The organism is Melioribacteraceae bacterium, assembly GCA_019638015.1.
GTDB lineage: Bacteria > Bacteroidota > Ignavibacteria > Ignavibacteriales > Melioribacteraceae > JAHBUP01.
Map to the genome: position 1 here is coordinate 1,620,171 of JAHBUP010000001.1, position 12,635 is coordinate 1,632,805.

General features: G+C 35.0%; 11 protein-coding genes. 7 read left to right on the top strand and 4 right to left on the bottom strand.

The features are described from left to right. Positions 1-55 precede the first annotated feature (55 nt). Genes KF816_06770 through aroA form a run of 6 tightly spaced genes read left to right on the top strand, consistent with a single transcriptional unit; the run spans position 56 to position 4,812 of the window. Positions 56-871: a TIGR00282 family metallophosphoesterase gene (locus KF816_06770; GenBank protein MBX3007714.1), complete on the top strand. Its 816-nt coding sequence runs from the start codon at positions 56-58 to the stop codon at positions 869-871. Between the two features lie 37 nt (positions 872-908). Then, entirely contained in the window at positions 909-1,799 is an 891-nt protein-coding gene (gene folD, locus KF816_06775) for a bifunctional methylenetetrahydrofolate dehydrogenase/methenyltetrahydrofolate cyclohydrolase FolD (protein ID MBX3007715.1), read from the top strand. 1 nt (position 1,800) lies between these two features. Continuing rightward, on the top strand, positions 1,801-2,670 hold the full coding sequence (gene deoC / locus KF816_06780) for a deoxyribose-phosphate aldolase (GenBank protein ID MBX3007716.1): 870 nt from the start codon (positions 1,801-1,803) through the stop codon (positions 2,668-2,670). Between the two features lie 48 nt (positions 2,671-2,718). After that, the gene (locus KF816_06785; GenBank protein ID MBX3007717.1) at positions 2,719-2,943 is read left to right on the top strand and encodes a hypothetical protein; all 225 of its coding nucleotides are present in this window, start codon (positions 2,719-2,721) and stop codon (positions 2,941-2,943) included. A gap of 1 nt (position 2,944) precedes the next feature. Beyond that, positions 2,945-3,535 (top strand): RNA methyltransferase, encoded by a 591-nt coding sequence (locus KF816_06790; GenBank protein ID MBX3007718.1) that lies wholly within the window; start codon positions 2,945-2,947, stop codon positions 3,533-3,535. After that, on the top strand, positions 3,532-4,812 hold the full coding sequence (gene aroA, locus KF816_06795; GenBank protein ID MBX3007719.1) for a 3-phosphoshikimate 1-carboxyvinyltransferase: 1,281 nt from the start codon (positions 3,532-3,534) through the stop codon (positions 4,810-4,812). Before KF816_06790 ends, aroA begins: the two co-directional genes overlap by 4 nt. Positions 4,813-4,814: 2 nt before the next feature. Here aroA and bshC read toward each other — a convergent pair whose 3' ends face one another. Beyond that, positions 4,815-6,443 carry a bacillithiol biosynthesis cysteine-adding enzyme BshC gene (gene bshC, locus KF816_06800; GenBank protein ID MBX3007720.1) on the bottom strand — a complete coding sequence of 543 codons (1,629 nt, stop codon included), beginning with the start codon at positions 6,441-6,443 and terminating at the stop codon, positions 4,815-4,817. A 135-nt stretch (positions 6,444-6,578) separates the two neighbouring features. Between bshC and KF816_06805 the strand changes: the two genes are divergently transcribed. After that, positions 6,579-7,544 carry an ROK family protein gene (locus KF816_06805; GenBank protein MBX3007721.1) on the top strand — a complete coding sequence of 322 codons (966 nt, stop codon included), beginning with the start codon at positions 6,579-6,581 and terminating at the stop codon, positions 7,542-7,544. On the opposite strand, the gene KF816_06810 is transcribed toward KF816_06805, so the two are convergent. From KF816_06810 to KF816_06820, 3 genes are all read right to left on the bottom strand, one after another. Beyond that, entirely contained in the window at positions 7,541-9,484 is a 1,944-nt protein-coding gene (locus KF816_06810) for an ATP-binding cassette domain-containing protein (protein ID MBX3007722.1), read from the bottom strand. The two genes, KF816_06805 and KF816_06810, sit on opposite strands and share 4 nt — an antisense overlap. A 12-nt stretch (positions 9,485-9,496) precedes the next feature. Next, the gene (locus KF816_06815) at positions 9,497-11,716 is read right to left on the bottom strand and encodes a T9SS type A sorting domain-containing protein (protein MBX3007723.1); all 2,220 of its coding nucleotides are present in this window, start codon (positions 11,714-11,716) and stop codon (positions 9,497-9,499) included. Between the two features lie 88 nt (positions 11,717-11,804). After that, entirely contained in the window at positions 11,805-12,635 is an 831-nt protein-coding gene (locus tag KF816_06820) for a PHP domain-containing protein (protein ID MBX3007724.1), read from the bottom strand.

Here is a 12,635-nt window from a genome sequence, read left to right on the forward strand (position 1 = left end):
GGCAAATCTTCGATATTCCCCCGAATTTAATATATTTCGGGAAAGGAAAATAAAAATGAATATAAACATACTGTTTGTTGGGGATATTGTTGGTGAACCCGGGATGAATATTGTAAGCATGTGGCTCCCCAATCTTCAAAAAAAATACCGTACCGATGTAATAATTGCCAATGGTGAAAATGCTTCCGACGGCAAAGGTTGTACTGAAAAGGAATCGAAGGCTTTATTCGATCTGGGGGTCAACGTAATTACTGGTGGAAATCATACATGGGATAAACATCAGTCTCAGGATCTATTGAAAAAAGATACTCGAGTAATAAGACCACTGAACTACCCGAAAGGAACACATGGCAACGGCTATTTTATTGTGAATTCTCCTAAAGGAAAAGTGGCTGTTCTCAATTTGCAGGGAAGATCATTTATGAGCCCGATCGATTGTCCTTTCAGATCGGCTGAGTGGGTATTAGCCAAAATTAGACAGGAAACTAAAAATATTATTATAGATTTTCATGCTGAAGCAACTGCTGAAAAACTTGCACTCGCAAATTTTTTGGATGGGAAAGTCTCGGCGGTAATTGGTACTCACACTCATATTCAAACGGCTGATGAAAGAATTTTTGCCAACGGGACCGGTTATATCACTGATTGTGGAATGACAGGTCCTTACGATTCGGTTATAGGAATGAAGACAGACGCGGCAATCAACCGGTTCTTATATCAAACTCCCCAAAAATATCAGACGGCGACTGATAATGTGCATCTAACTGCTCTGTTTTTGAAGATAGATGGAGACACTGGGAAGACCATTGAAATAGAGAGAATATTTTTACCGGAATTTGATAAAAAAGTTGAGAGTGAAACCTCAGCATAAATTATTATTATTATGAGTAACAAGTTAAAGGTGATAGATGGTTTTAATTGATGGCAAAAAATGCTCTTCAGAAATTAGAAGTGAATTAAAAGAAAAGGTAAACTGGCTTAAAACTATGGCATTACCTGTCCCAGGATTGGTTGTAATTATAGTTGGTGAAAATCCGGCATCTCAAGTATATGTTTCATCAAAGGGAAAAGCATGTAACGAAATTGGGATGAACTCGAAAATTGAAAAGTTACCAGAATCGATTGATGAAAAAGTGTTACTTGATCTTATCCAACAATATAATGATGATGATAATTTTCATGGAATTTTAGTTCAATTGCCACTCCCAAAACATATTGATGAAGAAAAAGTAATCCAGCAAATCTCCCCTAAAAAAGATGTAGATGGATTCCATCCCCTCAATGTTGGGAATTTGATGATTGGAAAAAGTACTTTTTTCCCCTGCACACCCAATGGGATTGTGGAGTTATTGAAGAAGTATAAAATCCCAACAAGCGGTAAGCATGTTGTGGTTGTAGGAAGAAGTAATATTGTTGGTAAACCTGTGGCAAATATGCTTGTTCAAAAAAAAGAAGGAGCTAATGCGGTTGTTACTATTTGTCATTCTGCCGCACCGGATTTGTCTCACTTTACTAAACAAGCTGATATATTGATAGCAGCAATTGGTAAGGCAAATTTTATTACCGCTGATATGATTAAAGAGGGAGCCGTAATAATTGATGTCGGAATCAATAGAATTGATGACTCAAGTTCACCAAAGGGATATAAAATTGTTGGTGATGTAGATTTCGATAGTGTTGCTGAAAAATCCTCCTTTATAACTCCGGTTCCGGGCGGTGTTGGACCAATGACGATTGCAATGCTTTTGCAAAATACTTTTTTGGCTTATCTTAAAATTACAAATCAAAAAATGGTATAAAATGGATTCCTCATTAATTGAAAAAGTAGTATCTCAAGTTTTAATTGAAAAATCACTCCAGGATTTTTATTGCCACGGTGGAACTTGCGCAGGTTGGGAAAGAAATATAGTCGATCAACCTCACGCAGTGAAGACTATAATTAATAATGGGGCAGATAGAATTGCAGCGGGGATTGGAGTAGGGAAAGAACTAGCAGATAAAACTGTAGCTAGAATGATTGACCACACTCTGCTTAAACCTGATGCTACTATTGATGAAATTAAAACATTATGTAGTGAGGCTAAGGAGTATAATTTTGCATCTGTATGTGTAAATCCTACCCACGTTAATTTGTGTTATGAACTTTTAAAGAATACACCGGTTAAGGTATGTACGGTAATTGGATTTCCTCTTGGAGCTAATACTACTGAAATAAAAAGGGCAGAAGCGGAACTGGCTCTTAAAAATGGCGCCCAGGAAATTGATATGGTAATTAATGTTGGAATGCTTAAAAGCAAAAATTATGAATATGTGTTTAATGATATAAATCAAGTGGTTCTTGCCGCTAAAAGATTTAAAGCAATCTGTAAAGTAATAATTGAAACAGCATTATTGAGTGATGAAGAAAAAGTTAAAGCTTGCGTGTTGAGTAAAGAAGCCAAAGCCGATTTCGTTAAAACCTCCACCGGTTTTAGCAAAGGGGGTGCAACTGCCGGGGATGTTGCCCTCATGAGGTATGTTGTGGGCTCTAGTGTTGGAGTTAAGGCATCGGGCGGAATTAGAACCGCGGAAGATGTAAAACTTATGATTGAAAGTGGCGCCGATCGTATTGGAGCAAGTGCAAGCGTTAAAATTGTTACAAATCAAGCTGCATCAGGCTCGGGTTATTAAAAGCAGCCGAATCTCAGATTCTTATTCTTATCATTATTAAAAACAAAAATGGTACTGGACTTAAATATTATTAAAGATGATGATGGATTTAACGCGGAAGTCCCCTCAATTAAAGGTTGTGAATGCTGGGCTAATAATGAGGATGAGGCAATTGTTAAAGCTGTTGAACTTGTAAAGTATTATTTAAAATTACCTGATTCTAATAAAGTTAACGTTGATATTGCCCGAAGAATCGATAATAAAAAAATATTTAAGCTCATATTCGACAAGTAAGATGAGAAAATTTAAAACCGAAGCAAGATTAAAAAAAATAACTGATGCGGCAATCGCAAGACAATTTTCACTAAAAGTTGTTCTTGAAAACATTCATGATCTTCACAATGTTAGCGCGATATTCAGAAGTTGTGATGCCGTGGGAGTCCCATTAGTCTCTCTTTTATATACTTTCGAAAAATTTCCAAAAATTAATCGTATCTCTTCAGCCTCTGCAAATAAATGGGTTGATGTGGAAAAATTTGATAATACAGCAAATTGCATCCAGAACCTTAAGCAGGATGGATATACTGTATTCGCAAGTATGCTCGATAAAAATTCAGTTGATCTATATGACATCGATTTTACTAAAAAAATAGCAATCATCTTGGGGAATGAACACCGAGGGGTTTCAGAGGAAGTTGCAAAATTGGCCGATAGCACTTACTATATCCCAATGAAAGGAATGATTCAGAGCCTAAATGTTTCGGTAGCAGCTGCTGTTACATTATATGAAGCTTATCGTCAACGATTTCAAAAAGGGATGTACAATCAATCTCAATTGGATGAGGATGAACTAAATTTACTAATCGATAAATGGTGCAGTAAATGAGTCAACATTTCAAGAGAATCGAAAAAATTAAGGGAGCTCTTAATTTAGGCGGTGATAAATCAATTTCTCACCGCGCAGTTATGTTTGCGTCAATGGCTGAGGGAGAATCAACAATTCTTAATTGTTCATCTTCTTTAGATGTCTGGTCAACTGTTTCATGCTTCCGATCGCTTGGTTGTAAGATTGATGGCGACACGAATCAACTAAAAATAATCGGCAGGGGATTTAAAGGTTTTAAATCACCGTCACACCCCTTGGATTGCGGCAATTCCGGCACAACCGCAAGATTGATTAGTGGAATATTGTGTGCGCAAAATTTTGAAACAACTTTGATTGGTGATGAATCTTTATCAAAAAGACCAATGAAGAGAGTGATTGAACCACTTTCAAAATTAGGAGCGAAGTTTAGACCATCTGAGGTTGGAACTCTTCCATTAGAAATTTTACCCGTCGATTCATTAATCCCAATTAATTATGAAATGAGTGTCGCAAGTGCCCAGGTTAAGAGTGCTATCATACTTGCGGGTATTCACCTAAATGAGGTATCAACAATTATTGAGCACGAAATAACCAGAAACCATACTGAAAAACTTTTAAGTATAGTGACGGAAAAAACGGGGGATTCTACTAAATTATTTTTCTCGAGAAAGAATTATCCGCAAAAGTTCGAATTAACCGTTCCTTCCGATATTTCGAGTGCCTCTTTTTTTATTGTCCTTGCCCTTTTAAGTAAAGAATCTGTAGTGACAATAAAAAATGTTTCATTGAACGAAACAAGAACCGGAATAATTGATATTCTCAAAAAAATGAATGGAGATATCACTATTCAGAATTCAAAAACAGAATTGGGGGAAACTTATGGGGATCTAATAGTTAGGTCTAGTAATTTGGTTAACACAGAAATACCTATTAGCATTATTGCAAATATTATCGATGAGATACCTATTTTATCCATTGCTGGACTATTCGCGAAAGGTGATTTTAAAATTCAAGGTGCAAAAGAATTAAGGGTGAAGGAATCAGACCGTATAACTGCTCTATGTCATAATTTTAAAATTGCAGGCTTGAGTGTTAATGAATTTGAGGATGGTTTTGAAATTAGCGGGGAGCCTAATAATTCAGTTAATACTTTTGAAAGTTTCGGAGACCACCGGATTGCAATGTCTTTCGCTGTATTCAGTATGCTTCACAAAGAAGGGGGATTAGTAAATAATTTTGAATGTGCCGCTATTTCTAATCCAAATTTTGTTAAGCAAATTGCTGAACTAACTGCTTAAATTTATTCCAGGTTTATTATTTGATGTTCGAAGATGTTAATCTCTAATTTTTCGAAAATTAGTTTTACAAAATCCAACCCATATTTATTGCAGAAATAAATAAAATTTAACTCCCTCTCTTGCAGTATTCCATTCGGGAACAACACATTTCTAACCTTGCTGAGTTGACGTAAAGTTGTTTCATATTTTCTTTTATGTGCGTCAAGCGATTTTTGCTCAAGCATATCAACCGATTGATCAATTTTTTGTTTCGTCTTTTCAACCAAATCGATTAGAGTTTTCTCAGTTCTAATCAATTTTGTGCCTAATTCCTCGAATGTTTCAGAAATCTTTGCTCTGCTCACATTGAACAATTCAGAAATATTCTGGTCTGAATTCGATGCTAATATTTTATTGATGAGCTCATTCTCATCAAGAATTATATCTGTAAATGATAGATCAAATTTTTCCAAAATACCTTGCACGCCTCTCTCTACTATTGTTGCCGATGCTCGTGGATAGATAATAGGCATCTGAATATCATAATATTTGTAAAGAGGGGAAACTTGAGCAAAATAACTAATCTCCCCAGGCCCGGCAATATAAAATGCTGTATTGAATAAATAATCTTGGCAAACAGGGCGTAGTAAAACATTGGGGCTGAAATTTTCTGGATTGGATTCGAGAACTGCAAATAATTCCTCTTTTGAAAATCTTTTTCTCTTTCCTTTTAGCTTAAAATCGTCCTCCCCTGGTTCAAGAGAAATTCTTTCATTATTTAAGAGATAAAATAGATTAATTGCCTTTACTTTAACCTGTGCATGATAAATTTCTTCAAGCTCTGCACTGCGCTCAACCAGTGTTTTAGAGTTGTCATCAAAATTTATTAGTTCGTCTTTAAAAATTGGCTTTAATAATTCTTTAACTAATGGATCGTTTGGATTACAAACCACAAGCCCGTGTTTATCAAAAAAGTAGATTAATAAATCTCTGAATGATTCTAAAAATGTTTTACCAGGTTTATAAAAGTCTTCAAGAAGTTCAATAATCTGTTGTTTAAATTCAGTACCTCGGAGTTCATTTTTAAGTGATTCAAAAACTTTTATAAGATTATCATTGAACTTTAGAGCAGCAATGGACCCTCTATTTATTTCTTCTTCCAGCCCATCTTCGTAGCTAAGTTTTACAAGGTTATTTTCATTATTCAAAATATTTAATGACTTTACTTCTTCAAAATCATGGTCATCCCCCTCGAGCCAAAATACAGGTACAAAATTGTAATTCGGATAACTATCTTTTAACTGGCTGCACAATTTTATTGCAGTAATGGTTTTATAGAAAGTATAGAGCGGACCTCCAAATAATCCAAGCTGTTGACCGGTAACCACTGTAATAGTATTTGGATCAGCTAATGAATTTATATTGTCAATTGTAATTGAAGAAATGTTCAAATTTTTGTACTGTAATTTCAATATATCAATTAATGTAGTTCTATTGCTAATTGGTCGGGCGGCTAGATTATTAAAAAGTTGGGGATAAATATCGGGATTTCTAAAATTACCCGAATAATATCGTTCAACGTTTTCATACTCATGTAAGTAGTCGAGAAATAAATTTTCATGTGCCGGCAAATCTGAAAAGTTTATATACATTGGTTATTCCATTTGTATTAAAATTATTATTTTACCGATGCAAGAATCGGCGCAAATATCATATATTAACTATACTCAATTTAGTAAAAATTAGTTTCTCAATTAAATTTTGAACAACCTGAACGGAAAATTACCATGAATAACAAATTCACAGTTACAATTGACCTTGGCGGTACTAAAGTTCTTTCTGCTTTATTAAATTCTCAAAATGAAATAGTAGGGCGGGTTAAAATTGCTACCGATATCAAGCGTGGAGCCGATTTTTTAGTTGATAATATTGGTGAATCTGTACGTCAGCTTATTCAAGAAAATAGTATTAAGGAGAATGATATTAGAGCCGTAAGTATGGGAGTTCCGGGTACAGTAAATCCCTTCACCGGACTAATAGGTAACGCACCAAATTTGGGGATTAGCAATTATAATATTAAAGATGCATTAAAAAGGCATTTCACTGCTCCGGTACTGATTGAAAATGATGTGAATCTTGCAGGGTTAGGAATCCAAAAATTTGAAATGGAAAAAGATGTAAAGAATATGATTGTTGTATTTATTGGTACTGGTATTGGCAGCGCTTTATTTTTTGACGGAAAATTATATAGAGGTTCCTCCTTTTTTGCGGGAGAAATTGGACACATGCTAGTGGACTCCAATGGAGGATTTCTTAAAAAGAAAAAAAGTTCTACATTCGAAAATGCTGCCAGCAGAACTGCAATTGTAAGAAAAATTAAAAAGGATTTGGCAAAGGATAAACCTAGTATTTTAAATGAATACAGTTCTCCAAATAAGGCTTTAAAGAGTAGAGCACTTTCTGAGGCAATCGAGAAGAAAGACCCTCTCGCAGTAAAACATATCGGTAAAGCTGCACGAACAATAGGTACAGTGCTTGGTAGCATAACAACTCTTTTAAACATCGATACAATTGTTTTAGGCGGGGGAGTAATAGAAGCTATGGAAAAGTTTATGGTACCAAGAATTACGGAAGCATATAATGAATCTGTTCTGCCTGAACCGGGAAAAGATGTGAAGATAATTGCCACTAAATTAGGTGATGATGCTGCACTTTATGGCGGTATTGCTTTAGCTGATGAGTTTTTGGTTTAAATAACTGATTGCTCTGCTTCTTCAATTTTTAAACTGATCTCACTCCATTTATCGTACTTGAGTTCAAGTTCTTTTTTACAAGTATCATATTCGAAATTTTTATCTTTTGCTAGTTGAGGTGAAGTAAAAGTTTTAGGATCGGCAAGCTCTACCTCTAACTGTGTAATTCGCAATTCTAATTCTTTAATTTTTCCTTCAATAATTTCCAAATCCTTTTTTAATCCTTTCGTCAGGTTATATCGCTTTTGCCGTAATTCCGCTTCAGTTCTCTTTAATTCTTTACGGTTAATTTTCTCCGGATCATTATCACTTTTTTGAACTGCATCCAATGAATCAGTTTCTTCTCTTTTGAAAAGATAATAATCAATTCCACCGATAAATAATTTGGCTCTATTATCTCTTATCTCCAGTACTTTTGAGATAATCGGTTTCAAAAAATCAATATCATGCGAAACAATAAGTAATGTTCCAGAGAATTCTATAAGCGCGTGCTGTAAAATTTCCTTTGAATAATAATCCAGGTGATTGGTGGGCTCATCTAATATTATAAAATTACTTTTAGTGATTAGTAATCTTGAAAGCGCAACTCTACTTTTTTCACCTCCAGAAAGTACTTTAATCTTTTTAAATACATCATCTCCTGAAAAAAGAAATGAACCGAGTATTGTTCGAATTTGTCCAATGCTTAAATCGGCACCTACAGAGTCAAGCGAATCTAGCAAATCATCTTCGGGATTTAACGACTCAATAACTTCCTGTTCAAAATAGGAAAGAACCGTGTTTGGCGATACAATTATTTCTCCAGATGATTGATTTATTTTACCCGCAATTATTTTTGCCAATGTTGTTTTACCAGCCCCATTGGGCCCTACGATTGCGACTTTATCCCCTCGCTCAAAAGTGAGATCAATGTTTTCGAATACCTTTAAATCTCCATAATACTTCGACACATTTTTCAGTTCAACTGGTACTATTCCGCTTTTTGGTGGGTCTGGAAATTTTATTTCAATTCTTTTCTCTTCGTCGGCAATTTCCACCGATTCCATCTTTTCAATTTGTTTAACTCTGCTTTGAACCTGCTTTGCTTTTGAGGATTTATAGCGAAATCTTTCAATGAAACGTTCGGTTTCTTTTCTTTTTTTATCTAGATTTTTTTGAAGTGCTCTGAGTTGAGTATCTCTTTCTTCTTTATATTTTAAATAAGCATCATAATTACCGGGAAAGAAGTTGATTGATTTATCAAATATTTCTAAAGTTTTATTAGTAATCGCGTTTATAAAATGCCGATCGTGCGATACGATAATTAAAGCGCCTTTAAAGTTCACTAAATAATTCTCAAGCCATCTTAATGTATCAATATCGAGGTGATTTGTAGGTTCATCCATAATAATTAAATCATTTTCGGCTAATAGAATCTTGGCTAGTTGAATCCTCATTTGCCAGCCGCCCGAAAATTCTTCGGTCAACCTATTAAAATCTTTTTCTCTAAATCCTAATCCTTCTAGCACTTTTTCAATCTTAAAATCAGTCGAATAAAAATCAACAGCCTCTTTCTTCTCATGAATTTCACCAAGTTTTTCAAGCAATTCATCTCTATCGGCATCATTTAATTGTGGGGCCTCAAGGGAATTAAGAATTACTTTTTCAGTTTCTATTAAAACGGTGATATCGGGCAGCGATTGTTTAACTTCATCGAAAAGAGTTTTACCCTTAAATGCGATCAGTTCCTGGGGGAGATAACCGATGCGAATTCCACGTTGAGTATTTATTTCGCCGGTTTCCCGCTGTTCAAGTTTTGTTAATATTTTAAGAAAAGTGGATTTGCCCGTACCATTAGAACCAACTAATGAAATCTTGTCATGCTTTGAGATTCTTAAATTTACATTCTCAAATAAATTATCTCCGGTGAATTGTACCGACAAGTTTTTTATATCAATCATTTATCAGCATCACTATTTTCGAATTACTGCAACTTTAGCGGTTGCCACACTATTTGCTTCTTTATCATGGATGACGAAAATATATATACCTGTATTTACATAATTGCCATCATTGTCTTTCACATCCCAAGTCGCTACTCGTCCGCCGGGCGTTAAGAGACTTCGAATTAATTTTCCGGTGACATCAAGTACTTTTATTTCTGAATCTCTAATTAATCCATCGATTGTTATAATTGAATTCGATCCATTAATCATGAATGGATTAGGGTAAACATTAATTTCACCAAAACTCTCCTTGGGTTCAATAAAAGTTGTTGAGAGGAGGGCAACACCATAATCTGTACCGATATAAACAAGTCCGTTTGCAGGATTGATAGCTAAACTTTTTATTTCATTGTTTGGGATTGGACTGTTAGATGAATTAAAAGATTTTAATACCTGGGTTCCATCTGATGATAATAGAAAAAGTCCATCTTTTGTCCCAACCCATTTTTGATCAACAGGATCAACTGCAATGCATGTAACAGATTGATTTCTCATTGATAATACAGTACTTCCGGGGGTTTTAAGGTTTGGTCTTTTTGTGTCGAAGATTATATTTATTCCTGCGCTTGTTCCAACCCATAAATATCCTCTTCGATCTATTGCCAAGCTAGTTGGAACATCACTTGCCAAACCATCATTACGACTAATGTACCCTCTAGTATCATCATTTAAATTTGAGGGGGTATTATTCTCATTAAAATAATAAAGTCCCGCGTCTCCAACAGTAACTGTAAACCATTTTGTATCGTTATTATCGATAACCAATTTATCAACTAAATCAAATTCATTGATTAGCGGAGCGGAAAATCCAAAATGGAAAAACTGTTTATCTTTTGTCATCATTGTTAAAGGTCTTTGGGCGCCACTTTGCAGATTTGTAACCCAGAGATTTCCTTTTGAATCTTTTTTTGCGTCAGTTATTACAATAAACTTTTGATCTTTTGGAATTCCAACCATTCCAGAATTATTCCATGTATAATTCTCAACTTTACCATTTTTTAGTATGGCGAACCCTTGTCCCCAATTTGTCATAATTACTGAACTGTCTTTTGCGGCATAAACATTATAAAAATCATTCGTAATAAATTGAGGAGTATTTGAAATATCATATACGCTCCAGGTGTCTCCATCAAATTCCAGAACACCAACGCCACGCGCATCCTTTCCGGTGGCGGCATACAATTTACCCTCCGGTGATATTGACATATTCAGAAATGAATTTGTGGCGGGGGAGTTTGGTTTATAAAAAACTGGCTGACTTCCGGTCAATTTCAATATTCCATTTGTGGTACCTAAGTGAACTTGATTTTCAATTATTGCTAATGTATTGAAAGCTAATGCATAATTTTCATAAAGTACTGATGAGGTAGAACCATCATATTTGAACAGAATATTTGACGTAATAGCATAAATATTTTCCCCTTGAACTACAGCATCAATTAAATCTCTTGTATCAAATAAAAACTTTTGCCAACGGTTATCAGTCAATACGAAGATCCCATTAGAAGTTACGGCATACATTTTCGATTTATATTCAAAAACTTTTTTTACTGAGTTTGCTGCTATATCAGAGTTCAGTCGAAAGTTGCCCCATGATTCTGGTGCCGAAAGATTTGTTGCCCCCGGTTTTTGAACCGCAATCCCATTTTCAGTTACCACATAAATTAGTGTGGATTTGTAAGAATTATAAACGCTTCCTTCAGCTGAAAAACTTCCTAGTTTTAAAAATGTATCCATAAATACCAATGATTTCGCATTGATTAACGAAAGTCCAAAAGAAGAACTAACTAATACTGTATCCCCTTTAATAAAAATGTGGTTAATTTGTTTTTGATTTTTATCAGTTTTTGCGATATCGATTATCCGCTGAATTGAGCCATCTTTGGGATTATAAATATTAATAAAGCCATCTGTAGATCCAAACCAGTAACGGCCTTGAGAATCGATATTTCCAGCGGTATAATTTTGACTGCTCAGTCCACTAGCTTTCGAAAGATTTTTATAGGCATCTTCCGCTTTATTATAGAAGAAAACTCCTCCACTTGCGGCTCCCGCAAACCCATTCTCCGCGGGCAATAATGCATTCACATTTTTCAGATCGGCATGCACATTCCATACATTAAAATTTTGTGCGATTGATTTTTCTGCTAATAAAAACACAATTAACAGATAAAATATGTTACGCATTCAAACCTCATTTATAATATTGGTTATGTAAAACTAATCTTTTTGAGTTGCCTAAAAAGTACAAAAAAAAAGCCGGAAAATCGGTGAGTTAATTATTTTTTCTTTGAAGCATTTTCTTCATAGCGTCAAAGTAACTCTGATCTATTGTATATTTACCGAAATTATAATCGTCATTCTTTTTCCCACCATGAAAATCGGAACCTCCACATGCAAGCAAACAATATTGGTCAACAATCCCTTTATAAAAACGGGTTTGGGATTCGCTGTGACTCGGATGAATTATCTCAATGCCATCAATACCTGCTTTAATTAAACTAGAAATAATATTCTCTTTCATATTTCCGGGATGCGCAATAAAAGAAAGCCCGCCAGCGTCCGAAATTAATTTTAAAGCACTATGTGGTGAAACATGTATTTTTCTCTCGAAAGCCGGGCCGTAATCTCCAATGTATTTATCGAATGCTTCTTGATAATTCTTTGTAAGTCCTAAATCAACCATTGCATAGGCTATGTGAGGTCGCCCCACCGATGAACTTTTAGCCTTCTCCATAACATCGTCAATCGAAATATTCATCCCCAGATTTCTCAATTTTTGAACAATACGTCTTGCCCTATGAAATCGCTCCTGCCTAAAAAAACTTAAGTACTTTTGAAGTTCTTCGTTATTAGGATCAACAAAATAAGCAAGTAGATGAATCTCTTTATCATCCAAATCAGTGCTCAATTCAAGCCCCGGAATTACTTCCACTCCCAATTCTTTACCTATCATCGTAGCTTCACTAAGAGCATTCATATTATCATGATCGGTGATGCTTATGATATTAAGCCCAGCATTTGAGGCACGGGTCAATAAATCGTTCGTGGATAGGGACCCATCCGAATAATTGGTGTGCATGTGAAGATCTATTTTGAGAGGCAT